At 39.6% G+C, this 26422-nt stretch carries 23 protein-coding genes; 16 read left to right on the top strand and 7 right to left on the bottom strand.

Translation table 11 applies throughout. From position 1 onward, the window contains the following. Positions 1 to 3 precede the first annotated feature (3 nt). Complete coding sequence (locus Q4575_RS16765; protein ID WP_215962015.1) at positions 4 to 996, bottom strand: 2-hydroxyacid dehydrogenase; 993 nt, start codon at positions 994 to 996, stop codon at positions 4 to 6. A gap of 118 nt (positions 997 to 1114) precedes the next feature. On the opposite strand from Q4575_RS16765, the gene Q4575_RS16760 reads away from it, so the two are divergent. After that, on the top strand, positions 1115 to 1987 hold the full coding sequence (locus tag Q4575_RS16760; protein WP_303523575.1) for an NAD(P)-dependent oxidoreductase: 873 nt from the start codon (positions 1115 to 1117) through the stop codon (positions 1985 to 1987). Positions 1988 to 2167: 180 nt separating this feature from the next. Here Q4575_RS16760 and Q4575_RS16755 read toward each other — a convergent pair whose 3' ends face one another. Beyond that, positions 2168 to 2893, bottom strand: coding sequence for an RNA methyltransferase (locus tag Q4575_RS16755; protein ID WP_303523574.1), 726 nt, complete (start codon positions 2891 to 2893; stop codon positions 2168 to 2170). Between the two features lie 333 nt (positions 2894 to 3226). On the opposite strand from Q4575_RS16755, the gene Q4575_RS16750 reads away from it, so the two are divergent. Then, a complete protein-coding gene (locus Q4575_RS16750; RefSeq protein ID WP_303523573.1) occupies positions 3227 to 4117 on the top strand; it encodes an alpha/beta hydrolase in 891 nt (296 codons plus the stop codon). A gap of 61 nt (positions 4118 to 4178) precedes the next feature. On the opposite strand, the gene Q4575_RS16745 is transcribed toward Q4575_RS16750, so the two are convergent. Next, positions 4179 to 5384: a DNA-binding transcriptional regulator gene (locus Q4575_RS16745; protein ID WP_272179860.1), complete on the bottom strand. Its 1206-nt coding sequence runs from the start codon at positions 5382 to 5384 to the stop codon at positions 4179 to 4181. Between the two features lie 238 nt (positions 5385 to 5622). Here Q4575_RS16745 and xylB point away from each other — a divergent pair, with 238 nt between their 5' ends. The 8 genes from xylB to Q4575_RS16705 all read left to right on the top strand — a co-directional run bounded on the left by xylB (position 5623) and on the right by Q4575_RS16705 (position 15676). Continuing rightward, positions 5623 to 7077, top strand: coding sequence for a xylulokinase (xylB, locus tag Q4575_RS16740; RefSeq protein WP_303523572.1), 1455 nt, complete (start codon positions 5623 to 5625; stop codon positions 7075 to 7077). A gap of 241 nt (positions 7078 to 7318) precedes the next feature. Beyond that, positions 7319 to 8638, top strand: coding sequence for a xylose isomerase (gene xylA / locus Q4575_RS16735; protein ID WP_215962009.1), 1320 nt, complete (start codon positions 7319 to 7321; stop codon positions 8636 to 8638). Positions 8639 to 8847: 209 nt separating this feature from the next. Then, on the top strand, positions 8848 to 10428 hold the full coding sequence (locus Q4575_RS16730; protein ID WP_303523571.1) for a sugar porter family MFS transporter: 1581 nt from the start codon (positions 8848 to 8850) through the stop codon (positions 10426 to 10428). A gap of 377 nt (positions 10429 to 10805) precedes the next feature. Continuing rightward, positions 10806 to 11219, top strand: coding sequence for a hypothetical protein (locus Q4575_RS16725; RefSeq protein WP_215962007.1), 414 nt, complete (start codon positions 10806 to 10808; stop codon positions 11217 to 11219). Then, complete coding sequence (locus tag Q4575_RS16720) at positions 11216 to 11407, top strand: helix-turn-helix transcriptional regulator (protein WP_272179855.1); 192 nt, start codon at positions 11216 to 11218, stop codon at positions 11405 to 11407. The genes Q4575_RS16725 and Q4575_RS16720 overlap by 4 nt, the downstream gene beginning before the upstream one ends. Before the next feature lie 120 nt (positions 11408 to 11527). Next, positions 11528 to 11893 (top strand): hypothetical protein, encoded by a 366-nt coding sequence (locus Q4575_RS16715; protein WP_303523570.1) that lies wholly within the window; start codon positions 11528 to 11530, stop codon positions 11891 to 11893. Positions 11894 to 12028: 135 nt separating this feature from the next. Then, positions 12029 to 12838, top strand: coding sequence for a crotonase/enoyl-CoA hydratase family protein (locus Q4575_RS16710; protein ID WP_215962004.1), 810 nt, complete (start codon positions 12029 to 12031; stop codon positions 12836 to 12838). A 243-nt stretch (positions 12839 to 13081) separates the two neighbouring features. Continuing rightward, positions 13082 to 15676, top strand: coding sequence for a hybrid sensor histidine kinase/response regulator (locus Q4575_RS16705; RefSeq protein WP_303523569.1), 2595 nt, complete (start codon positions 13082 to 13084; stop codon positions 15674 to 15676). Between the two features lie 55 nt (positions 15677 to 15731). Here the strand turns inward: Q4575_RS16705 and Q4575_RS16700 are convergent, their stop codons facing one another. Next, positions 15732 to 16580, bottom strand: a complete 849-nt coding sequence (locus Q4575_RS16700; RefSeq protein WP_215962002.1) for a tryptophan 2,3-dioxygenase — start codon at positions 16578 to 16580, stop codon at positions 15732 to 15734. 228 nt (positions 16581 to 16808) lie between these two features. On the opposite strand from Q4575_RS16700, the gene Q4575_RS16695 reads away from it, so the two are divergent. Continuing rightward, positions 16809 to 17408, top strand: a complete 600-nt coding sequence (locus Q4575_RS16695) for a GNAT family N-acetyltransferase (RefSeq protein ID WP_303523568.1) — start codon at positions 16809 to 16811, stop codon at positions 17406 to 17408. A 118-nt stretch (positions 17409 to 17526) separates the two neighbouring features. Here the strand turns inward: Q4575_RS16695 and phoR are convergent, their stop codons facing one another. From phoR to Q4575_RS16680, 3 genes are all read right to left on the bottom strand, one after another. Further along, entirely contained in the window at positions 17527 to 18849 is a 1323-nt protein-coding gene (phoR, locus tag Q4575_RS16690) for a phosphate regulon sensor histidine kinase PhoR (RefSeq protein WP_303523567.1), read from the bottom strand. A 5-nt stretch (positions 18850 to 18854) separates the two neighbouring features. Continuing rightward, positions 18855 to 19541: a phosphate regulon transcriptional regulator PhoB gene (gene phoB / locus Q4575_RS16685; RefSeq protein ID WP_215961999.1), complete on the bottom strand. Its 687-nt coding sequence runs from the start codon at positions 19539 to 19541 to the stop codon at positions 18855 to 18857. Positions 19542 to 19630: 89 nt separating this feature from the next. Beyond that, positions 19631 to 20542: an AraC family transcriptional regulator gene (locus Q4575_RS16680; RefSeq protein ID WP_215961998.1), complete on the bottom strand. Its 912-nt coding sequence runs from the start codon at positions 20540 to 20542 to the stop codon at positions 19631 to 19633. 129 nt (positions 20543 to 20671) lie between these two features. Here Q4575_RS16680 and Q4575_RS16675 point away from each other — a divergent pair, with 129 nt between their 5' ends. Genes Q4575_RS16675 through mmsB form a run of 5 tightly spaced genes read left to right on the top strand, consistent with a single transcriptional unit; the run spans position 20672 to position 26181 of the window. Continuing rightward, positions 20672 to 22165 carry a CoA-acylating methylmalonate-semialdehyde dehydrogenase gene (locus Q4575_RS16675; RefSeq protein ID WP_215961997.1) on the top strand — a complete coding sequence of 498 codons (1494 nt, stop codon included), beginning with the start codon at positions 20672 to 20674 and terminating at the stop codon, positions 22163 to 22165. Positions 22166 to 22193: 28 nt separating this feature from the next. Next, the gene (locus Q4575_RS16670; protein WP_215961996.1) at positions 22194 to 23351 is read left to right on the top strand and encodes an acyl-CoA dehydrogenase family protein; all 1158 of its coding nucleotides are present in this window, start codon (positions 22194 to 22196) and stop codon (positions 23349 to 23351) included. 9 nt (positions 23352 to 23360) lie between these two features. Next, the gene (locus Q4575_RS16665; RefSeq protein ID WP_215961995.1) at positions 23361 to 24137 is read left to right on the top strand and encodes an enoyl-CoA hydratase; all 777 of its coding nucleotides are present in this window, start codon (positions 23361 to 23363) and stop codon (positions 24135 to 24137) included. A 17-nt stretch (positions 24138 to 24154) separates the two neighbouring features. Then, complete coding sequence (locus Q4575_RS16660) at positions 24155 to 25282, top strand: enoyl-CoA hydratase/isomerase family protein (protein ID WP_303523566.1); 1128 nt, start codon at positions 24155 to 24157, stop codon at positions 25280 to 25282. Between the two features lie 11 nt (positions 25283 to 25293). Continuing rightward, the gene (mmsB, locus tag Q4575_RS16655) at positions 25294 to 26181 is read left to right on the top strand and encodes a 3-hydroxyisobutyrate dehydrogenase (RefSeq protein ID WP_215961993.1); all 888 of its coding nucleotides are present in this window, start codon (positions 25294 to 25296) and stop codon (positions 26179 to 26181) included. Positions 26182 to 26422 lie beyond the last annotated feature (241 nt).

Here is a 26422-nt window from a genome sequence, read left to right as displayed (position 1 = left end):
AAACTATAAACTGTTAATACAGGGGCGATTCGCTTTTAAATCGTTAATATTACTAATGGTGATTGATGCAATTTGCTCCAAAGCTTCTGCTGTAAAGAAACCTTGATGTCCGGTTATTAATACATTTGGAAAGGTTAAAAGGCGTTGAAAAGTGTCGTCTTGAAGGATATCAAAACTGTGATCTTCAAAAAACAATTCGCTTTCTTGTTCATAAACATCTAGTGCAAGATACCCAATTTTTTTATTTTTAAGATGTTTAATCACACTTTGAGTATCGATTAATGCTCCGCGACTGGTATTAATTAACATGACATTTTGTTTCATCTTTTCCAGTGCTTGGTCGTTAATGAGGTGATGTGTTGTTGGCGATAAAGGGCAGTGCAAGCTGATTATGTCTGATTGATTATAGAGAACATCAATTGAGACATATTCACCGCCAAGCGCTTTAAATTCCTCGGATTGATTTGGATCATAGGCAATTACATTCGCTTTAAATCCTCTAAGGATTTGGGTCGTAGCGACGCCAATTTTACCTGTGCCAATAATTCCCACTGTTTTACCACTAAGGTTAAAACCCATCAATCCAGTTAGGCTAAAGTTATTATCTTTTATTCGATTATAGGCCTTATGCAGCTTTCTATTTAAGGTTAACAACAATGCAATTGTATGTTCAGCGACAGCTTCTGGGCTGTAGGCTGGGACACGAGCGACGGACATTTCTAGTTCTTTAGCTGCAGACAAATCAACGTTATTAAAACCGGCGCATCTCAATACGATCTTATTGATCCCCATATTTTTCAATTGCGTTAAAACTTCACGATTGAGAATATCATTTACAAAAACACAGACTGCATCAACGCCTTGTGCCATTAGTACAGAAGCTTCAGTCAATCGAGTTTCAAAAAATTGAAATTCAATGTCATCTGTTGTGCACTGCAATAAACTTTGGTTATCGTAAGGTTTACTGCTGAATACTGCGACTGTAAATTTTGACATAATAGGTTTATCCTGAGCACATAGAGTGAATATAAACACCGTAACGTAAATAGTAGTGTTGTTAATAGATTTAAATCAATAAAGTCAGGAATAATGACTTTTTCACAGGAATTGTTTTATGAAAATATGTTTTATCGGTTTGGGCGTCATGGGATTTCCAATGGCTGGACATTTGTTAAATGCAGGTCACGATGTCACTGTCTATAACCGTACCGCCAGCAAGGCCCAATTATGGGTAGAGCAATACGGTGGCAATATGGCCTTAACGCCGGCAACTGCCGCAGAAGATTGTGAAATAGCGTTTGTATGTGTTGGCAACGACGATGACTTAAGATCGGTCATATATGGTGACAACGGTGTATTAGCCGGATTAGCCAAAGGCTCGTTAATCGTCGATCACACCACAACGTCAGCTGAAGTTGCTCGAGAAGTTAATGCCAAAGCCAACGAACACGGCATTAGGTTTATAGATGCCCCTGTTTCAGGTGGTCAAGCAGGTGCTGAAAACGGCGTGCTTACGGTTATGATTGGTGGGGCACAGGCGGATTACGATTTTGCAGCATCCGTAATAGATAGTTTTGCTAAATTCTCTAAACGACTAGGTGAGGTTGGCGCCGGTCAATTGACTAAGATGGTTAATCAAATTTGTATTGCAGGTGTTGTGCAAGGACTTGCTGAAGGGCTTCATTTTGCTCGGAGCGCTGGATTAGATGGCGTTGAAGTTATCGAAGCAATATCTCAAGGTGCCGCTGGCAGTTGGCAAATGGACAACCGTCATAAAACAATGTGGCAAGGAGAATATGAACATGGTTTTGCCGTTGACTGGATGCGCAAGGATTTGGGTTTTGCCCTAAGTGAAGCCCGTAAAAATGGCAGTCATTTGCCACTAACAGCGCTTGTTGATCAGTTTTATAGCGAAGTGCAAGCCATAGGTGGTGAACGTTGGGATACGTCGAGTCTGTTAGCTAAATTAGAAAAAAGTCGCAAGTAACAACACAATCAACAAAACGATTGTGATCAATTAAAATACTGATAATCGGACTTCAGAATTTTATTTGGTCACATTTTGTTTGCTTGTTGAACATCTGGTGGCTAACAATAACGCAACTAAATGTTTGGTCGTTAAAATTTTCATTTACATGCCTGTAACCAATAAGGCCAACTGTTAGTCCTAGCGAATAAAGTTATCTAAAATAATCCCTGTAGCCATTGCAACATTGAGTGATTCTGCAAAACCAAAACGTGGAATAGTTATTGGTTTGTTAATGTACGCGGCAACCTCTCTACTAATTCCGTGTGACTCACTGCCCATTACGATAATTGCTTCATTTGAAAGTGTCGCTTGATGTAAGTTTTCACCTTCTAAAAATGCACCATAAACAGGCCGATTTGTTGTAGGTAATATCTCGGCTAAATTAGCGAAGACAATTTCAACGCGAGTAAAGCTGCCCATGGTTGCGCTTATAGCCTTTGGATTATAAGGGTCAGCACAATTTGTCCCTAATACGACTTGTTGTATTCCATACCAATCAGCAACTCGAATAATCGTCCCTAAATTACCTGGATCTGAGACACCATCCAATGCAATGGTTAAACCACGGTCTTGAAAAGATACATTGGGGGGCGTCGTAACGATGGCGATAACGGTATTGTTAGCAGCTAATGTACTTATTTTAGATAACGTCACCTCGTCAGTAACGGTAACCTGCAAACCTCTAATTTGTGTTTCATGCGGACTTACGAATGAGTCTGTGGCAAAAATTTGATCAACTTTGAGCGTTGATTGCAATAATTCTAGGACATTCTTTTCCCCCTGCACAAGGAACTGTCCTAGACTTTTTCTGAATTTTTTTTGACCTAACGAACGTGCTAATTTCATCTGATTTTTAGAAAGCATAAATCTCTTATGAGTAACAGGGAGCTAATGCGCCATTATACCCATTAAAAATAAACTGATGAAACCTATATTAATTTAATAACCTTCCTCAATATTAAGTTTTGCTTAACGTAAAACTGCCGATTTTGGCAAATAGAATCGATCTGTAAATTAGCTGTATTTTTTCCAATACATGACATAAGGCGCAATGCCAATAAGTAGGCCGTTCTATGTGATCTGCTTTAGTTTGTAAACAAATTCGTACGTCAAATGGGGAATGATTTTGTGCATATTATTGCAGCTGTTTATCAGTTGTGATTTTCTTGATGTTATGTGTGTCAATATAGTATCCAAATGTATAGAAAACTCGAAAAATTAGAATTAGAAAAAGAGTATTCCCCTAGTAGTTGCATTGAAGATATTCAAGTGTATATAGCCCGCTACGCGGAAAGAAGTGCGCAGGCACTTTGGTGGGCGAGGGAAACACAAAGTGTGTTAGAAAACTTGCCTTACGGTTCTTCAGATGCTGAAAAACTCGACTTATTTGTGCCGCATTGTGATGTTACAAACAGTAAAACACTTTATATCTACCTCCATGGGGGAGTTTGGCAAGAGTTAGATAAATCAGTCTCTGGGTTTGCGGCTACGAATTTTCAGCAACATGGCGACTATTTTGCGGTGATTAACTATGCACTGCTACCCGATGTTAATTTGGCTGAAATTATCGAGCAAAATCGTCGAGCAATAGCTTATCTTTATGAAAATGCTTCCTCTTTTGGCTTTGATCCAAAAAGGATCGTACTCATAGGTAGCTCAGGTGGAGCACATATTGCAGCGATGATGTGTGCGACTCATTGGCCTAAATGGCGTTCGGATAATGACATCAAAATTTCGCTTCCTAAAAATTTGGTTAAAGGGGTTGTTGCAATTAGCGGTATTTACGACATAGAGCCAATTACAAATACCGATATTAATGACGTTCTACGTCTTCCTGAGGATCAAATTGCTGTCTATAGCCCGATTAGACTTAAGTTTAAAAATAATTGCCCTTTTGTTATCGCCTTTGGCAACAATGAAACGTCTGAGTTTAAACGACAGTCGAAGGAGTTTGCTGCTCACCTAGAACAACAATGTATTGTAAATAGCGTTCTAGAGATCGAGTCTCGTAATCATTTTGACGTGGTTTTAGATTTGGCTAATGTTGACAGCCAGCTGTTTAAATTGAGCCGAGGTTTTGAGTTTTAGACGCTATTTATGCAATAAATAGCGTCTAAATATGGCGCCTACAAATGGTGCTTGGAATAAGTTAAAACTCGTGCTCATATGCTAATGAAGCAACTTTGTTTTTATTATGATTATCCCTAAATTGAGTTGGGGTAACATCAAAATGCTTTTTAAATATTGCATACATATACTGCAATGATGGGTAACCACAAATACACGCGACTTCCTTCGTTGGTACACTTGTTTCTTTTAACATTTTACATGCTCTGGCGAGTTTTTCATTGTGTAACTCAGTGTGGATGCTGTGTCCACGCTCCGCAACAAATCGATTTTCTAAATTACTTCTCGAAATCCCAACGTAATCAGTGACCTGATCAACTTTAATACCGCGACAAGCGTTTTGGCGAATAAACTGCATCGCTTGAATAACATGCGGGTCATTTAATGCTTTAAAATCTGATGATTGACGCTCGGCAACCCCTGTTGGAGGTACCTTTATAATGTTGTTTTTAATTTCGATACCATCTAATTTTCGGTGTAAAAACTTAGCGGCTTTATAACCCATTTCAAAGCAACCTTGAGTTACTGAACTCAAACTGATCCTACTTAAGTACCGGGCAATATCGTCGTTATCGATACCTACTATTGATATTTGATCTGGTACTGCGATACCTAAATGATCACAGGCCTGCAACAAGTGACGAGCACGGCTATCAGTAACCGCAACGATACCAATGGGTTTAGGCAAACTTTGGATCCAATCAGCAAGTCGATTCATAGAATACTGCCATGTATCTGGGCTAGTGTTGTGACCAAGATAAACCTGGCAGTTATATCCATCTTGTTTTGTTAACTCGGAAATTGCTTTTTCTCGTTCCTCAGACCAACGGTGATCTTTATCATGTGGCAATCCATAATATGCAAATTGCTCTAGTCCTTTTTGTTTGAGGTGATTGTACGCTGCGTCAACGACAGCTAAGTTGTCAGTGGCTACATAGGGGCCAGAAGGATAGTCATTTTTATCTTGATAAGAACCTCCAATACCGATAACAGGGACTGTTAAATCAGCTAATGCAGTACGAATTTCGGCGTCGTCAAAATCTGCAATAATTCCGTCACCAGCCCAGTCATTGATATTTTCTAGGCGGGTTAGAAAGTCTTCTTCTAAGTAGATATCCCAGTCAACTTTAGAGGTTTGTAAATAGTGGCCAATACCTTCAATAACTTGACGGTCGTACACTTTATTTGCGTTAAACAACAAGGTAATACTGTGCCTTGATTGAAACATGATTGCTCTCCTCACGAATTATCATAATCCGTACCTGTTTGATTTATGTTTTTTATTATTGTCAAACTTACAATAAGGGTATTCGTAACGTTAATAAAGCGATTTGGCGAAAATGTAAACGTGCTTATGAAATTTCGTAATTGTGCGAAGAGACGAATTTTAAAACCATAGGCGCAACTTAAATTGGTGTTTGCGATATACAAAGAAGTGTAAACATCAAAATCAAAAAGGCGAACGTATGTTTTTGGGAATCGATCTTGGTACGTCAAGTATCAAATTAGTCATAATGAACACGGCAGGCGAAATAGTAGACTCGGCTTCTAGTGAATTTTCAGTATCAAGACCAAAACCCCTTTGGTCTGAGCAAGCTCCGTCAGATTGGTGGACAGGACTTGAACATTGTTTTGATCAACTTTCGGCAAAGCAATCGTTGAGCAATATTTTGTCTATTGGACTTTCTGGACAAATGCATGGAGCGACATTGTTAGATAAGAACAATGACATAATTAGACCTGCAATTCTTTGGAATGATGGGCGTTGTGAACAGGAGTGTCTTGATATTGAAGCAACTGTTCCAAACGCGAGAGAAATAACCGGCAATATCGTTATGCCTGGGTTCACCGCGCCAAAACTATTATGGGTTAAAAATCACGAGCCTGAAAATTTTGCCAAAGTCGAAAAAGTCCTTTTGCCTAAAGACTATTTACGTTTTTTATTAACCGGCGTATTTGCCAGTGATATGTCAGATTCGGCAGGCACTTGTTGGCTAGATGTCGGCAAGCGATGCTGGGATGACGCTATGTTAGCCGCTTGCGGTTTGACACAAACGCAAATGCCGGAATTGTTTGAAGGAAGTGAAATTACAGGCCATTTAAATCCTGAATTAGCGAAACGTTGGGGATTAAATTCTGTCCCTGTCGTTGCTGGGGCTGGTGACAATGCGGCAGGTGCTATTGGACTTGGTATCGTCAATCCTGGTCAGGCGATGATTTCGCTAGGAACATCTGGCGTTTATTTTGCTGCTGCAGACGGATTCCACATGAACGCAGATTCTGCGGTACATAGCTTTTGTCACGCATTACCCAATTCTTGGCATTTGATGTCCGTTACGTTAAGTGCGGCGAGTTGTTTGCAGTGGTTTGCAGACAATATTGCCCGTAAATCAGTTGTTGAGTTGTTGGATAACATGCAAAAAACTGAGTTTGATAAAACAACGTCATGTGTATTTTTACCTTACCTCGCTGGTGAGCGAACGCCCCACAACAACCCACATGCACAGGGAAGCTTTTTTGGCATAACAGGTGAAACAAGCCAAGAAGAAATGACCTATGCCGTATTGGAAGGGGTCGCGCTTGCAATCGCTGATGGTGCAGACGCGTTACATTCAACCGGATTAATTCCTGACGATATTACATTAATTGGTGGCGGAGCTAAGAGCCCGTATTGGCGTCAAATGGTAGCTGATGTATTAGGTCGTCCAGTGAGCTTTAGAACGGGTGGCGAAGTTGGTCCTGCACTTGGTGCTGCACGTTTGGCACAACTTGGAGTTGAAACAGATAAAGCACTCAGTGATATCTGCCCTGTGCCGCCAATGGTTGAGTTGCACAAGCCAAACTTAGCGCAACATGAACATTTTAAACAACGACAAGTTAAGTTTAGAAAATTATATAACGCGCTAGTCCCACTTTTTTAAACCTCGAATAAGCTAAATCATAACCTTGGTTAGTAACTGAGGTTATGTCTTAGCTGAATCAATCTAGCCTAAATATCTGGTTTCAATTCATTAAAACTAGAAAAAGAACGAAATAAAACCAAACCACTAAAAAGCGAAAGTCCGCTTTTAAAAAACATAATTGTTGAAGCACACTTTCTTGGCGATGATGGCGACATCATAAGTTAAGGTGCTTTTTGCACATGAGCAGGAGAAGTCTTAGATGACTCAATATTTCAAAGATATCGAAAAAATAAAGTTTGAAGGTACTGACAGTGATAATCCACTAGCGTTCCATCATTACAATGCCGAAGAAGTTATCTTGGGTAAAACAATGGCAGAACATCTAAGATTTGGTGCATGTTATTGGCATAACTTTTGTTGGGACGGCGCGGACGTTTTTGGTCAAGGCACGTTTAATCGTCCTTGGTTACAAGCTGGTGACGCAATGACCCGAGCAAAAGAAAAAGCGGATGTCGCATTTGAGTTTTTCTCAAAATTAGGTGTGCCGTATTATAGTTTCCACGACATTGATGTTGCTCCAGAAGGAAATAGCATTAAAGAATATGTTAATAACTTTGCAGAAATGACAGACGTTCTTGAACAAAAACAAGAAGAAACTGGCATGAAGTTATTGTGGGGCACGGCAAATGCGTTTAGTAACGCACGTTATGCCGCTGGTGCATCAACTAATCCAAACCCAGAAGTTTTTGCTTATGCAGCAACGCAAGTTTGCAATGCGATGAACGCGACTAAACGTCTTGGCGGTTCAAACTACGTATTGTGGGGCGGTCGTGAAGGTTACGAAACGTTACTTAATACTGATTTGCGTCAAGAGCGTGAACAAATGGGTCGTTTCATGCAAATGGTTGTTGAGCACAAGCATAAGATTGGCTTTAAAGGCACATTACTTATTGAACCAAAACCACAAGAACCTACTAAACATCAGTATGATTATGATACTGCAACCGTTTATGGTTTCTTAAAACAGTTTGGTTTGGAAGATGAAATTAAAGTTAACATTGAAGTAAATCATGCGACGTTAGCAGGGCACTCATTCCAGCATGAAATCGCAACGGCAATTTCATTAGGTTTATTTGGTTCTATCGATGCTAACCGCGGAGATGCTCAAAATGGTTGGGATACTGATCAGTTCCCTATAGACGTACCAGAATTAACTATGGTTATGTGTGACATTTTGAAAGCGGGTGGCTTTAAAACGGGTGGTTTCTTGTTTGATACTAAACTACGTCGTCAATCTAGCGACCCAAGTGACTTGTTTATTGGTCATATTGGTGGCATGGATCACCTTGCATTAGCCCTGAAAAAAGGTGCTCAAATGTTAGAAAAGAACTTCCTGTCTGAAGCGGTTGCGAATCGCTATAAAGGGTGGAGCGGTGATTTAGGTAAAGGCATTACGTCTGGTGACTTCACGTTAGAATCGTTGGCAAACCATACAGTGACTAATAATCTTTCTCCTCGCCATCAAAGTGGCAAGCAAGAACTATTAGAAAATCAAGTGAACCGAGTACTATTCGGTTAATCAAATGATTTGTCTTCGAATGCCAGCAGCACTTGTTGGCATTCAATTTTCAGACTTCTTCTACCTTCTGCAAAATTTAACTTTTAATTATTTTTCTCAACTTTAATAATAGCGGTTTTTATTCAATTCTATTTAGTTCATAATGAATAAATGATAGCGCTTACATTCTTGTTGGCGTGGCTAATATAAACAACAGAGAATAATAAAAAATGCCAATATCACGAGTCATGTTTTACACAATCTGTGTGTCATTAGGTGGGTTTATTTTTGGTTTTGACGCCTCTGTAATATCAGGCGCAATCCAATATATTGTTGAAGAGTTTAATCTCTCTCCAATTGAACTCGGGTTTGTTGTTAGTGCTCCAACATTAGGCGCTACAGCGGCAATATTAGTCGCGGGTCCCCTGGCCGATAAGTTTGGCCGACGAAATTTGCTTCGAGTTATTGCCTTGCTCTATTTAGTATCCGCTGTTTTTTCTGCATTGGCGACTAGTTATTGGATGTTGGTCATTGCCCGATTTGTTGGGGGGTTAGCTTTCTGTTCCCTAATGGTTGCTCCTATGTATATCGCCGAGATTTCACCTGCCGCTAAGCGAGGTAAGATGGTTTCTGTGAACCAACTCAATATCGTTATTGGTTTCTCTGCAGCTTATTTTGCCAATTACTACTTGTTTCAAGCGAGTCAAACTACTTCTTCATTTACTGAGATGATTGGACTGCAGGACAATATCTGGCGCTGGATGTTAGGGCTAGAAATTATACCTGCGATAATTTGGCTAGGACTATTGTATTTGATCCCAAAAAGCCCACGATGGTTGTTGTTAAAAAATAATAAAGATGACGCAAAACACGTACTGACGACATTACGAGATAAAAACTCGGTCGCTGAAATAGAGTTAGAGATTGGCCAGATTGAAGATTCAGCAAAGGAAAAGTCCACCGGTCTGCTAACAAGTTTACAATCCTTGTTTAGCTCTAAATTGAGATTAGCTCTGAGCATCGGACTTATTGTTGGTATCGCACAGCAAATAACAGGGATTAATGCGATATTCTTTTACGCCCCGAGCATATTTGAACAGAGCGGTGTCGGCACAGATGCTGCGTTTGCTCAGGCAATATTTGTTGGGTTAATAAATGTCGTCTTTACCGTATTGGCAATGTATTTTATCGACAAGCTGGGCCGTAAACCTTTGTTAATTATTGGCCTTGCAGGCGTATTCGTGTCGATGACGTTGTGTTCGTATGGTTTTAATCAAGCGACCTATAAACTATCTGCAATCGACTACCAACAGGTTGTTACCACTCATAATGAGTTACCACAGGCGCAACTAGTCGATTTGAGAAATGTTGTTGATATCACATTTGAATCTGATGTGGTTTTTAAACAACAAATTAAGCAATACTTGGATGACAATACGTATAACAAATTACAAAGTGAGTTACTTGCTGTCTCAACAGACATGAATGCTGGATTGGTCTTATTTGGTATATTAGCGTTTGTCGCTTCTTTTGCATTCTCTTTAGGGCCAGTGATGTGGGTGTTGTTTTCTGAGATATTTCCAAATCACTTACGTGGCGTGGCGATTTCGTTTGTCAGTGTGATAAATAGTGTTGTTAGCTTTGTCGTTACTTTAGTATTCCCGATAGAGCTTGAGTCTTTAGGTGCTTCAATGACCTTTTTACTCTACGGATTATTTGCGTTACTCAGCTTAATCTTTGTTGTTAAACTCTTCCCAGAGACCAAAGGAAAAACATTAGAACAACTGGAAGTGGAATTTAACCAAGGTTAACTTCGCATCATTTAAAAATGGTTGGTCACTGCCTGCCAGTGGCCGGTCTTCTGGTTCTATGGGCCATATTTTTATATTTCATTTCGTAAACTATGTGCTGGCGTCCTCAGGCCATTTAATTTACGACATTATGTTTAAATTACATTCTACTTCACCTACTGCTTTTCACCGCTACAGCGGAGTTTAATTTATCCATTTGGGTGTCAAATGGCTAAATTACTATGAGAAAATAATGTCTGGTTGCGTTGTTTGACCTTTAATTTTATTCAACAATAAGTAATCAATACCAATCTTTTTGTTAAGTATACTTGACTTTAGTTGTTTTGCTGTTACTTTATGTAAAGTGTGTTTTACTTTATGACAAGCGGAGGTTACAAATGAGTGAACAAAACAATAATTGGAAACAGCAAAATATTAACAATACAAAGCGACTAGCAGCTTGGACGTTTGCCTGGTTAATCACAATGGCGATTGCTAGTTTTGGTCCGGTGTTTATCTGGGATGGCAATACAACAATGAGTTCAATATCTGTGGCAATTAACTTACTTGTTGGTATTGGCATGATTTGGGCTAATAAAAAACATCTGGCTGGTCTGGATGAGATGCAGCAAAAGGTACAACTTAACGCCATGGCAATTGCGCTTGGAGTGGGTCTTGTATTTGGTTTAGCCTATTCAAATTTGGATATCGCTAATGTCATCGAGTCAGACGCTGAGATATCGCATTTGGTTATGCTCATCGGTATAACGTATTTGGTCAGCACAATAATTGGTTTAAGGAAGTACCAATGAAAAATAAACTAAAAGTATTGAGAGCAGAACGAGATTGGACGCAGGCCGACTTGGCTGAACGATTAGAAGTATCAAGGCAAACCATTAACGCAATTGAAAAAGGTAAATTTGATCCAAGTTTACCACTTGCCTTCAAAGCGGCTAAATTGTTCTCATTAAAAATAGAAGATATTTTTGAGTCAGACTAAATCGAATAAATGTTGAATTAAGTCGGGCAAGATATTTTAAGTAATATTGTCCGACTTTTTTATTTTTAAAGTCGAAATAAATAGCGTAACTTGATATTAAATTACTAAGAGTACTGTTCAATGTTTGTCGACTTATTTGCCGGTCTTTTTTTGATATTTTGTGTTTATATGGCGTATGCGCCGCACGCATTTTCAATAAAAATAATTTCATTTTCCCAATGGCGTTACTTCCATCCTTTTGAAATTGTGGCGCGACTCATTGCTGGATTACTCTTTTTGAGTGACTCTGTTAAAACCACTTCGCCACTAATTATCAATCTAATTGCCTTTGGTTTTATCGGGGTAGGTATTGGTCTTTTTATGATTGGCGAAAAACGACACAGAGCGTTTGCGAATTGGTCTGCCGATAAATTCAGACCTTACTTTAGAGTCATCGGCCTAACTTGCTGGCCATTTGCTATTTGGCTTTTTGTTATTTCTGGCTAGTTTATTTGGCTATTTGCTCACTTATAAAATAAAAATAGAACTGATTGCTATGTAACTGATTGCCATCAAAGAACAGTGCAATTTCAATGAATCTATGGCATCTTGTCAGACCAGATGAAAAGCTGATTAAACTATATGAAAAATATCCAAAACAGAATTTTACTTAACATCGATGACGATGGCATCGCCTGGGTGACTCTTAACCGGCCAGAAAAGTTAAATGCACTCGATATGGAGATGTTCAAAGCTCTTGATAAAACGATTAAATTAATTAAATCTAATCATGATGTTCGTTGTGTTGTTGTAAAAGGCGAAGGACCTGATTTTTGTACTGGTTTAGACGTCGGTTCAATTATTAAAAAACCGATGAGTGGCATTCGTTTACTATTTAAATGGTTACCCGGTAATTCAAACTTGGCTCAGCGTGTGTCGACCAAATGGCGAGGTCTCGCCGTTCCTGTGATTATGGCGATAAGTGGACGATGCTGGGGCGGAGGATTACAGATCGCATTGGGTGGCGACTTTAGAATTGCCGAACATACTGCCAGTTTCAGCATCATGGAAAATCATTGGGGATTAATTCCTGATATGGGAGGAAATAAAGCGTTAAGTTACTTGTTACCTATGGATCAAGCAATGAAACTTGCGATGACGGCAGAAGAGTTTGACGCCTCAAAAGCGAAAGAATTAGGAATTATAACGGACGTGACAAATGACTTAAATAAAAGCTGTCGAGACTTTGCAAATAGGTTAATGAATCGTTCGCCTGATGCGATAAGTGCAATTAAGCGACTTTATACAACCAAGTGGCATCGTTCAGAGCGTGCTATGTTGGCGGCCGAATCATTGTTGCAAGTTCGCGTGCTAACGAAACGAAATCAAAAAATCGCAGTTGCCAGAGCAAAAGGCAAAGCAATTCCATTTCAAAATAGTAAAATACGTTAAAAATATAAAGCTCAAATAATGCATAATTAAAGACATTTTTTGTTTGAGTTTCCTAATTACCTAATAGCAGGCTATAGTTTACTTAAAGTTCTGGATGACTTTATAAGATTGACATTGTTTTGTGTTAAGTCGCCTGTTGAATTACTTAATGTGGCTTCCTCCAGAACTTTCTAAAATTAGTCATCCGGTTTATTTGTGCTTGTTTGAATGCTTGAGAATTATCGGAGGTTATTTGGCCTACTTATGCTAAATTTTAGAATTAAACTTATTGCGGCTTTTCTAATTGCCGTCGTTTTACCATTGCTAGTGACAAATTACTTGGAGAGTCAAGAAGCCAAGGCCTACGCCTCAAAGTCATTTGAAAATGGATTTCAAAAAGATGTAAAGCAAATAGAAGACCGTGTTAGTTTGATATTCTCACAGTACAAAAACAATGTGGGTTATGTCAGTGGTGACTATAGGTTTCAAAGTGTAAAGGGTAACTTAACTAAATACTTAGAGAGTAACGCAGTACAAATGCAGCCGTTACTCGGTAGCGAAGAAGAAGTTAGACTATTTAACTTGTTTCAAACGTTATCTACCAATTATCCAAAGCTCGCTTACGCTTATATGGGGACCGAGGAAGGCGGTTATACGCAGTGGCCCCTAGGCTCTACCGAAAAAAATTACGACCCAAGAACACGTCCTTGGTATAAGACGGGATTAGCCGCAGGAGGGGAGGTTGTTCGCACCCCAACTTACTATTGGAAACCCGACAATACTGCGCTCATTTCAACTGTTCGATTAATTAAAGATGATGAGGATAATAATATAGGGGTATTCGGTATGGATATCACCTTAAAAGGTTTCACCAAAATGTTACGCGACTTGGATTTTGGACAAGATGCTCGAATCATAGTTGTAGAGCAGAAAGGGCGTATCCTTGCAGACACACTGGAGGAGAATAATGTATTTGGTTTTATTGAAGATATCTCCGGTGGATCACTTCTTAGCGCTATGTCATCGCCATTGGCTCAAGCACCAAATCAATATGTCGATATCAACAACAAAGAATATTTAGTTACCCAATATTATTCTGATTATTTAGATTGGAGCTTTATAGGTCTTATCCCAAGAGCGTCGATTGAAGAAAATGTCGCTAATCTTACAAGTAAAATGAATCTAGTCATGATGATCAGCATCATTATATTTGGCTTAGTCGCAGTGGTTTTTTCGAGGTTTATTTCAAATACGATTGAACGAAAACAGCGCTTGTTAGAACTGGCTAAAAATCAAGCAGAACAAGCAAATTTGGCAAAAAGTGAATTTTTGGCGAATATGAGCCATGAAATAAGAACCCCGCTTAATGGCATCATCGGCATGGGCCAATTGCTGTCACAGACAGAATTAAACCCTTTGCAGAAACAAAAGGTCGCAACAATTTATAACAGCGGCAACTTGTTGATGGAGATCATCAGCGACATTTTGGACTTTTCAAAAATTGAAGCTGAGAAGTTGCTGCTTCATCCGGTTGAAACCAATTTAGCGACTTTGTTTTCCAATGTCGCGCTGTCTCACTATGGTAACGCTTGTCGTAAAGGACTTGAGCTTGTCGTAGATACCACAGAACTAGATAATTTGACCGCTATTATTGACGATATTCGACTAACTCAAATTATTGGAAACTTATTGTCTAACGCCATTAAATTCACCGACGCAGGGGAAGTAAAGTTATCCTGTGCTGTCGAATTTGTTGGTGATAATGCGGCTAATTTAGAAGTTTGCATATCGGACACTGGAATTGGTATTGAATCGAGTAAACAAAAGCATATTTTTAATTCTTTTGAGCAAGCTGATAGTTCTACAACGAGGGAATATGGTGGGACAGGACTCGGGTTGTCGTTATGTAAATCTTTATTGGAATTAATGGATTCGCGCCTGATCATAAAATCGAAAGTTGGGAAGGGAAGTAAATTTAAATTTGTCCTTAAGGTCGAACTAGCCGAAAGTCGAAATACGGTCCCGGTAATCCCCGAACTTGAGAATAAAAATGTCGTTATTGTTATTCAAAATGAAACGAGTTTGAAAGTGGCGAATCATTATTTTCGCCAACAAGGTGCGAATGTATCATTTTTCTTGTCGGAACTGGATGCGAAACACTTTATTGGTGCCAATCGACCAGCTGATTTTCAAATTGACTATCTGATCGTAGATGAAAAACAAGAACGCGGCTCAGGTCTAAATTTTATTATGTCGGTTAATAATGTGATCCCAGAGTCTTGCGCCCGTATTTTGATTTGTGATCAATATCCAGAAGATGGATTACTTTTTACCACCCACCATATTACGCGGGTTATTTTAAAGCCTTTGTGTATTAGCCAGCTTGTTGCTGCGTTTGAAATGGAGCCAATTGGTTCGATTGCTTTACATGATGAAATACAACTGAAAGCAGACGAGTTGAAATTCCATGAAACAGATTCGTTTGAACAAAAAAAGATATTGGTCGTAGAGGACAATGATATCAATTATCTTGTTGCAGAGCGCTTTTTGAAGTCATTGGACCTATGCGCAGTGCGAGCTGAGCGTGGTGAAGAGGCTGTGGCAATGTTTGAACAGCATCCTTTTGAACTCATTTTGATGGATTGTATGTTACCAGGAATGGATGGTTATGATGCAACTAGGTGTATCAGAGATGTTGAGTTGTTAAAAAAATTAAAGCCATCTTATATCATTGCACTCACAGCAGATGTGTCAAAAGAAAACAAACAACGTTGTTTGCACGCCGGTATGGACGACTATATGTCTAAACCTTTTGACTTTAAAGTACTTGCTGACATGATCAAACAAGTCTTAGGCTAGATAATCAAGATTAACTAAGGCCAATTTAATAGGGGCCTTAGTTAATATGCCGTTTTTATAATAAAGTTCTAACTTCCAAAAGTTCAGGGAAAAAATTTATATCTAGGGCTTTTTTCAAAAATGAAACACCAGAACTACCACCTGTGCCCATTTTGTTGCCTATGACACGTTGAACGGTATACATATGTTTAAATCGCCAGTTTTGAAATACGTCTTCAATATCCATTAATTTTTCAGCCAGTTCGTATAATTCAAAGTATTTGTCAGAGTGGTGATAAACTTCTTTCCAAGCCTCTAATACTGAATCATTTCGGACATAAGGTTCAGCAAAATTACGGTCGATAGCAATGTCATCAATTTTTAGTCCTTGGGCGCTCATGACCTGCAGAGTGAGCTCATAAATACTTGGTGCATGGCATAATGCAGTTAATTCAGCATGTATCTCAGGGGTTGCTTCATGAACCTTTAGTAATTCTAAATTTTTGTTACCTAACATAAATTCCAGTTTTCTATATCCATATGACTGAAACCCACTGCTATGCCCTAAAACATCTCTAAACTTTAAGTAATCGACAGGGGTTAAAGTTGATAAGATATTCCAAGCTTGAGTCAGTTGTAGAAAAATTTGCTTAACCCGCGATATGACCTTAAAAGCCTGTCCAAATTGCTGTGACTTAATCATGTCCATTGCTGCAGACAACTCGTGCCCAGCTAATTTGAGCCATAATTCGCCTGATTGATGAATAACAATAAATAACATTTCATCATGTTCAGTCGACAGAGGTTGCTGAGCAGACAATATTTTGTCTAATTGCAGATAATCGCCGTAACTCATATCCTGTTTAAAATCAGTGATAATAGATGCTTCAACTTCTCGGTAGTTTCCGGCGTGGGGGCAAGTCATTAATACAGCTCCATTTTGACATTAATCGTTGAAATTGGTGTGTGATGTTCAAATAATTTTAACATGTTTTTGTCTTATGACTTTATTTGAACCAACATTTGGATTTTGCAAAACGTTTACATAAGTTTGCATTGCCTAATTTTATTTTTTGCATCTCGATGGTTGTTACTCCTGAAAACTCAAGGCAATATTGGAACTGTCCCAAAAAAAACAAAGCGAGTAAAGCACGTGAATTGGTTAGAACCTATTGAACTAGAACATGAAACAGTAAAGTTGCTGCCATTAAAAATAGCTCATTTAGAGGCGCTGCTAGCTGCAGCGCAAGATGGTAAGCTTTGGGAGTTATGGTTCACTGGCGTACCGTCTGAATCGACAATTGAGGATTACATTAAGCGTGCTCTCGCTGATCAGGAATTAGGTTTGGCTTTACCGTTTTCGGTATGGCATAAACCGACCAACAAAATTATTGGCTGCACTCGTTTTTGTAACGTTGTGGCAAAAAATAAGCGGTTGGAAATAGGCTTTACCTGGTATGCAAAGTCGTTTCAAAAAACGTCGGTAAACACCGAATGTAAACAGTTGCTGCTTAAACATGCATTTGAAAAGCAACTGGCCATTGCTGTTGAGTTTCGAACCCACTGGCATAATGTCAAGTCACAAGCAGCAATAAGACGACTTGGGGCAAAGCAAGACGGCATACTCCGTAATCACACGATAGAAGCGGACGGTGTCTTGCGAGACACTGTGGTATTTTCAATTATAAATTCAGAATGGCCTTCAGTTAAAAAGTCAATAGATTTTAAACTCCAGCAAATGAAACAGCTTTAAGTTAGGCTAATGTTATTGCTAGCAGATGTGCTTCATTTGTAGGTTAGGCGGATTGACAAAACATCAGACGATACAATGTCGTCTTTCCATCAATTAAAGGAGTAGCTGTTTAAATGGGCTAACCTACCGCTTGGTTAACAGGCCTTAATGCTACTAACGTTGGCGGGAATTGAAATGAAAATTCACTGCCTTTTCCTATTTCGCTGGAAATTTCTAGTTTTGACTGATGATGATTAAGTGCATGTTTGACGATTGATAGTCCCAATCCCGCACCACCAGTATGTCGAGCTCTGGCTTCATCAACGCGATAAAATCTTTCGGTTAGCCGTGGGATATGACTTGCTTGAATACCAGAGCCGGTATCTATAACCGAAAATTTAGCGTTTCCCGTACGTGTTTTATGCCACTTTATAGTGATTTTTCCATTATCGGGCGTATATCTTATTGCGTTGAAAACCAAATTGGAAAATGCGCTTCTGAGTTCTGTTGAAAGTCCTAACAAGCAAAGTTCATCGTCAATATTAGTTTCTATAATATGTCGGCCATTTGATATAGATTTTGCTTCATTAGTTAAAATTTCCAATAAACTTGGCACGTCGACAAATGCAGGGGCGAAATCTGGATTTTGACCTTCTAGCTTTGAAAGTGATAATAACTGTTCAACTAAGTCATTCATTCTCGTTGCTTGTTGCATCATCATCATTTGCGCTTTTTGCCACATTTCTTCCGATAGATCATTTTTGTTTGGTGTCATCTCTAAATAACCCCGCATGACCGTTAAGGGGGTTTTAAGCTCGTGTGACACATTAGCGATAAAATCTTTTCGCATTTGTTCTAATTGATGTAGGTGGGTAATATCTCTAATCAACAGGGTCCATTTATTTGTTTCATAAGGTACAACACGAACTTCAAGTCGAATGTGTTCTTTAGTCGGTGAAGGAATGTCGTAGGGAGCACTAAAGTTTTCTTCATCTAAGTAATCAATAAAGGCGGGATGCCTAACGAGGTTATCGAGTCGATTGCCTTTGTCCGTTGGCCACTTTAACCCCAACATATCCTGGGCGAGTTGATTACACCATAATATATGTCGATGTTCGTCAAACAATAATACTGCGTCTGGTAATGACTCGGCACCGAGTCTAAAACGCCTAACTATCGTGCTTAATTCAGTTCGTTTTTTGGCGTTTCGTCTTTGTTGGCCATAGATCCCATCAAAAACACTCGACCATAATCCATGAGCTTTCGGTGGATAAATACCTCTTTGATGCCATAACCAGTGCGTGAGTTTTAACATCTGGCGATAATTGGAAATAATTACAATCAAGCAAAACGCAATTGTTACTGAATACCAAATATTAATTAGAAATCCAACAACTGCAATAGGCAGATAATACCAAAATAATCGCGACGTTATCTGCCAGATGGATGGGGAGTGATTCATATAAATTAATCTATACGAGTTGAAAAACGGTAACCTGAACCGCGAACGGTTTGTATTAGTTTATCGTGTGTTTGCAGTGCTTTTCTTAGGCGACGAATGTGAACATCAACAGTTCTGTCTTCAACGTAAGTATTGGTTCCCCAAACGTTATCCAGTAGCTGATCACGACTATAAACACGCTCTTGGTGTGTCATAAAAAAGTGAAGTAGTTTAAATTCCATGGGACCTAAATGCAGATCACCGCCTTCAAGTGTGACCCTATGGCTTGATGGGTCTAAACGCAATCCAATAATTTCAATTGGATCATCTGTTGCCGTAGGTTGTGTTCGTCTTAAGACGGCTTTTAAACGGGCAACAAGTTCTTTTGGTGAAAATGGTTTAGTTATGTAATCGTCAGCGCCAACGTCTAATCCTTGGATCTTATCGTCTTCTTCGCTACGTGCGGTTAACATTATGATTGGTATGTTCTTAAAGTTATCAGACTGCTTCAATTTTTTGGCAATTTGAATACCGCTCATTTCAGGAAGCATCCAATCTAATAAAATCAACGCTGGCGTTTCTTCTAAAAGATATTGTTGTGCTTCGTTGTAACTTTCTGCAGCAACCGCTTTGTAACCGGCTTGTTCTATGACAAAGGTTAACATTTCCCTGATCGCAAATTCGTCTTCGATAATGAGTATTTTATGTGACATATTTTCCGCTCTACACCTTGTAATGACGCGGTGCATTATTGCGATTTTTTATGACAGGTTTATGACAGTTTGAGCATCAATGGCTATTTTTAACGTCCATGATCTGAGTTACGATACTGTTGTGGGGATAACCCCATGATATTTTTAAACAATCTTGAAAAATAGTAGGCGTCATCGTAGCCAAGTTGTTTTGCGATAGTTTTAATCGAGTTGTCATTGCTATCCAGTAATTGACAGGCGTAATGGACTTTCTTTTCAATAAAATAGCGAACAGGACTAACGCCGACAATAAGCTGAAACTTTTTTGCAAAGTAAAATTTTGATAACCCAAACGCCACAGCCATGTCATCTAATGTTAATGTTTTAGCAATGTTTTGTTGTAGATAAATGTCTATCTGTTGGAACTGTAATTGTTTTTTGTTACGGCTGCTATTTGGATATTGCACACTCAGTTCGATGAGTAATCGTTGGATTATGGCACCGGCTAAATAAAATGCATTAGTTTGGTAACTCAATTTACGTATTTCGAGCAATGCCCGAAAGTTTTCTTCATATTGTATTTTGTTATGAACGTTAAAAACTAAGTTGGTTGGCGTAAACCCAACAATATCCAATATATTTTCAAATAACGCACCTTGAATATGAACCCAATAAATAGTCCATGGTGACTTTGCATTTGCCCAATAAGAATGCGCCATGCCTTTGGGTAATATAACCACTTGCTGGGCAGCAAGTTCGGTGGTGGTTTGTGCTGTTTCAATATGACCGTTTCCATCGACACAAAACATCAACAAGTGGTCGTCATGGGAATTGCGTATAACCTTATGTTCACGCGCATGTTCGTAATAACCAAATGCTGTAGGGTACAGTAAATGGCTAATTGGGTTCACGTCGAGTTTTTCAACTATTCCACGGGGCACAAGATAACGCACGCTACCTGCGGAAAGAGGCCAGTTAGAAGGTGTACTCATATCGTTACGTAATTGAATGGTTTGTGCCAATATAGTCCATCATAAAAGCAATTTATTCAATTCTAATTAGAAAAATAGTTTGCTTTAATGCAAGTATCTTATTTAGTCATATAGAACTAAATTAATAATAACGACCACTTGCATCAAAGAGGCTACGGCATGAAACAGGTTCCACTATTTATCAACGGCGAATGGGTAGATTCTAAATCTACTAGAACGATAGACGTAACAAACCCAGCGACTCAAGAGGTTATAGCCAAAGTTCCGTGTGCAACCAAAGCGGAAATGACCGCGGCAATAGAGAGTGCAAAGCAAACATTTAAAACGTGGAAAGAAGTCCCGGTTCCTCAACGAGCTCGGGTTATGATGAATTACGCGTATTTGTTGAAAAAACACCAAGAAGAGATCGCCGGTATTATTTGCGAAGAATTAGGTAAAACGAAAGAAGACGCGATGGGCGATGTTTGGCGTGGTATTGAAGTTGTAGAACATGCAGCAAATATTCCTTCAATGATGATGGGCGAAACCGTTGAAAACGTAGCGCGCAATATTGACACATATAGTTATACCCAACCTTTAGGCGTCTGTGTGGGTATCACCCCGTTTAACTTCCCTGCAATGATCCCATTATGGATGTTCCCATTAGCTGTGGCCTGCGGTAATACATTTATTTTAAAACCTTCTGAACAAGATCCATTAACACCAACACGCTTAGTTGAATTATTTGAAGAAGCCGGCGCACCAAAAGGTGTGTTACAAGTTGTTCACGGTGACAAAGAACAAGTGGATATTTTGTTAAACGAACCTGAAGTGAAGGCCATTTCATTTGTTGGTTCAGTAGGTGTTGGTCAATATATATATAAGACAGGTACAGACAACATGAAACGCGTTCAAGCGTTTTTAGGTGCGAAAAATCACATGGTTGTTATGCCAGATGCAAATAAAGACGCCGTTGTTAATAACATCGTTGGAGCCTCCGTTGGGGCTGCAGGTCAGCGCTGTATGGCAATTTCGGTCGCTGTATTTGTTGGTGAAGCACAAAAATGGATCCCAGAAATTCAACAAAAACTTGCCTCCGTACGCCCGGGTCATTATACCGATCCTGAAGCCGCCTATGGTCCACAAATTACACCTCAAGCAAAAGTTCGAATTGAATCGCTAATTGCTCAAGGTAAAAAAGAAGGGGCGACTTGTGTATTAGATGGCAGTGGCTGCGAAGTCCCTGGATTTCCAAATGGTAACTGGGTTGGCCCAACTATGTTTACTGATGTAACCGAAGAAATGGAAATTTATAAACAAGAGATCTTCGGTCCTGTATTTTTAACCATGAACGTAGATACGCTTGACGACGCCATAGACCTAATAAACCGTAATCCATACGGTAATGGAACGTCTATTTTTACCTCATCTGGTGGTTCAGCTCGTAAATACCAACACAATATTGAAGTGGGGCAAGTTGGTATCAACATTCCTATTCCGGTGCCATTGCCATTCTTTTCGTTTACAGGTTGGAAAGGTTCGTTTGCCGGAGACCAGCATGCGTATGGTAAACAAGCAGTTAAGTTTTATACAGAAACTAAAACGATTACATCTCGCTGGTTTGACGAAGAAACAGCAGCGTCAGGTCCTAACATGTCGATTACGTTAAAATAAGAGCGCCAAAGCAGACAGGGGTTAAACGATGGATTTTAATTTAAATGAAGATCAAAAAGCATTTGTCGACTTGGCAAAACAGTTTTCTGATTCTGAGCTTGCACCTAATGCGGCCAAGTGGGATGCAGAGCATATTTTTCCAAAAGATGTGATGCAAAAAGCCGGTGAACTTGGCTTTTGTGGTTTGTATTCGCCAGAAGACGCCGGTGGCATGGGGTTAAGTCGATTAGACTCTGCGCTCATATTTGAACAGCTTTCTATGGGCTGTACGGCAACTACAGCCATGTTGACTATTCATAATATGGCGACTTGGATGATATCAACTTGGGGAACTGAGTCGGTTAAATCAACATGGTGTGAGAAGCTTGTAATGGGTGAACAACTTGCGTCGTATTGTCTCACAGAACCCGGTGCGGGTTCTGATGCGGCGTCATTAAGAACTAGCGCTAAACTCGATGGCGAGTACTTTGTGATTAACGGTTCTAAAATGTTTATCTCTGGCGCTGGAGAAACTGACGTTCTTGTTGTAATGGTGCGCACGGGCGGCGAAGGGGCCAAAGGCATTTCTGCCGTTGTTGTACCGGCAGATGCGGAAGGCGTGATTTATGGTAAAGCAGAAGAAAAGCTCGGATGGAACGCCCAACCAACACGTCTTATTACGTTTGATAATGTCCGTATTCCAACGGATCATCTATTAGGTGAACTCGGTCAAGGATTCTCATTTGCTATGAAAGGGCTTGACGGTGGCCGAATTAACATAGGTGCTTGTTCTGTTGGGACAGCACAACAGGCAATGGATACTGCTATTCATTACATGAAAGAACGTTCGCAATTTGGCAAACCATTAGCCGCGTTTCAGGCACTGCAGTTTAAATTAGCAGATATGGCAACAGAATTAGTTGCAGCCAGGCAAATGATCCGTCTAGCTGCGTTTAAGCTTGACTCAAATGACCCTGAAGCATCGGCGTATTGCGCAATGGCAAAACGATTTGCGACGGATGTTGGATTTCAAGTGTGTAATGAAGCACTGCAAATTCATGGAGGTTACGGCTATATCAAAGAATACCCATTAGAGCGTCACTTTAGGGACGTTCGCGTGCATCAAATTCTTGAAGGCACAAATGAAATAATGCGGTTGATCATCGCTCGTCGTCTTTTAGATGAAGCCGCAGCAGAAATAAAATAAGGAATACAAATGTCTGATTTATTAAAACTATCTATCTCTGGGCACGTTGCCACAATTATGATCGCGAACCCTCCAGCGAATACGTGGACGTTTGAGTCGCTATCGGAACTTAAAACGTTGGTCGAGGCGCTTAATATTAACAAAGCCGTTTATGCATTAGTCATTACAGGCGAAGGTGAAAAATTCTTTTCTGCGGGGGCGGATCTAAAATTGTTTGCCGACGGGGACAAAGGTGTTGCGTCAGACATGGCTCGTGTTTTTGGTGCTGCTTTTGAGGCATTACGAGATTTCCAAGGAGTATCTATAGCTGCAATTAATGGTTATGCCATGGGGGGCGGATTAGAGGTTGCGCTAGCGTGTGATATTCGTGTTTGTGAAGAGCAGGCGCAACTCGCATTACCTGAAGCTAAAGTTGGACTATTGCCTTGTGCTGGTGGAACGCAACATTTGTCATGGCTTGTCGGTGAAGGCTGGGCAAAACGCATGATCCTATGTGGTGAGCGCTTAACAGCAGAAAAAGCACTGCAAATTGGTTTAGTTGAAGAAGTTGTCGCGAAAGGTGGGGCATACAATACAGCTTTGGCGTTAGCAGAGAAAACAGCTGAACAAAGCCCGAGTTCTATAACAGCTTGTAAATCGCTAATTCAAGCAGGACGCAACGGCTCAATTAATGCTGCATTGGCCAATGAACGTGAACAATTTGTCGCTTTATTCGATACCAAAGATCAGAAAGAAGGCGTCACTGCCTTTTTAGAAAAACGCCCTGCAATATGGATGAATGAATGAATAACAAGGAGATTCAAATGAATGAACCTGTTTTATTTCGTGAGTTAGAAAGTGTTTCTGGTAAAAAGATTGGCATTGCGACACTAAATGTAGAGACGTCGTTAAATGCACTAAACCTAGAAATGGTGAAGTTACTCACCAAGCAGTTATTAGAATGGCAACAACGTTCAGATATTGCTTTGGTAATGTTAGAGGGCAGCGGCGGAAAAGCATTTTGTGCTGGAGGTGATGTTGTTCAACTATATAAAGCAACTGTCGAAGCTGGTAAATCGGCTATTGCACCTTATATAGAAACGTTTTTCACACAAGAATACGAACTAGATTACTTAATTCATACATTCGGAAAGCCCATTTTATGTTGGGGTCACGGTATTGTTATGGGAGGCGGTTTAGGACTATTTGCAGGAGCAAGTCATCGGGTTGTTACCCAAAAATCCCGAATTGCCATGCCTGAGATTACGATTGGCCTATATCCGGATGTTGGTGGTACTTACTTCTTAAACAAAATGCCAAAAGGTGCGGGGCTTTTTTTAGCGCTAACAGGGGCATCAATTAATGGCAGTGACGCCAAATTTGTACAACTTGCAGATCATTTTGTATTGAGTGAGCATCAAGGTGATCTAATTGAAGAAGTACTTTTAGTGAAGTGGGGCGATACTGAAGCTCTAAACCACCAAAAGCTTTCCGATGTTCTCGTTAAATTTGAACAAAAAGATCAGGTACATATGCCTGTTGGCAATATAAGTCGATTTAACACTTTGTTGAGCGATTTAGCATTAACAGAAGATGTTAGCTCGGCTGTGACATTAATTATCGACCATGCTAGTGATGATAAATGGATGTTAAAAGCGCAGGACAGCCTAGCAAAAGGGAGCCCGCTTACAGCACATATAATAATGAAACAGTTGGCTTTGGGTAAATCATTGTCATTAGCCGATTGTTTTCGACTGGAACTTGGATTGTCATGTAATTGTTCAGCCATTGGCGAATTTGCTGAAGGTGTGCGTGCACTATTAATAGATAAAGATTACTGCCCTAGTTGGTTTTACGAAACGGTGCACGATGTAGATCCTCAGATGTTAAATAAAATGTTTACCTCTCCTTGGACAACAGATTTACATCCGTTAAAAGATTTGGGCAAATAAGGAAGAATATTATGATGAAAATAGCATTTTTTGGTTTAGGCAATATGGGCGGCCCTATGGCTGCTAATTTACTTAAAGCTGGTTTTGAAGTGAATGTATTTGACCTATTTCCGAAAGCGGTGGAGCAACTTGTCGCATTAGGTGCTACTACTGCAGATACGCCAAAGGATATCGTTCAAGATTGTGACGTCGTCATTAGTATGTTGCCTGCGGGAAAACATGTCCGAGAGTTATATATTGGTGAAGACGGACTCATTAATTATCTTAATGTTGGCACACTTGTCATCGACTCCTCTACTATTGACTCTGCAACAGCGCAATCTGTCGCGGCTATTTTAGCCAATAAACAAATCAATTTTATTGATGCACCTGTTTCGGGTGGGGTAGCGGGCGCGACAGCTGGAACATTAAGTTTTATGACTGGTGGTTCTTTATCTTCCTTTAATCAAGCAAAACCTTTGTTAGAAGTAATGGGTAAAAACATCTTTCACGCTGGCGAGGTTGGCGCTGGTCAAGTTGCGAAGGTTTGCAACAATATGCTGCTGAGTATTTTAATGGTTGGCACATCTGAAGCATTACAACTTGGTGTAGACAATGGACTAGACCCAACAGTCTTATCTGAAATCATGTCCAAGAGTTCTGGTAGTAATTGGACATTAGACGTATATAACCCATGTCCGGGTGTTATGCCAACTTCACCTGCAAGTAATGAATACCAAGGTGGTTTTATGACAGACTTGATGTTGAAAGACTTGGGGCTAGCCATGGATACTGCTGTTGGTTCACAAAGTACAACGCCATTAGGAGCTTTAACTCGAAACTTGTACTCAATTCATCAAAAATCAGGTAATGGCAAAAAAGACTTCTCAAGTATATTTGAGCAATTTTCTTCTAAATAGGTATTAATCGCCTAATTTGGAAAATTTTACATTCTAATTTGCACTAAACCGGAAGTTTACTATAGTTAATTTCCGGACTTTTGGACTCCTATCCATTATTGAATTACGACTCTCTAAAGGTGTGACCCAAGCTTTTTGTACCTATTTAGTACGTATTACAATCGTTTTGATTGATATTTAACCGAACAAACAAAAAAAGTGAATTTAATTGAAATTAGGGGTTGCACAATTTTTTGGTTTC

Origin of the sequence: Psychrosphaera sp. 1_MG-2023 (genome assembly GCF_030548245.1) — a bacterium.
Classification (GTDB): Bacteria; Pseudomonadota; Gammaproteobacteria; order Enterobacterales; family Alteromonadaceae; genus Psychrosphaera; species Psychrosphaera algicola.
The sequence above is the reverse complement of the archived record's forward strand: the minus strand, read 5'-3'. Positions and strand labels throughout refer to the sequence as shown.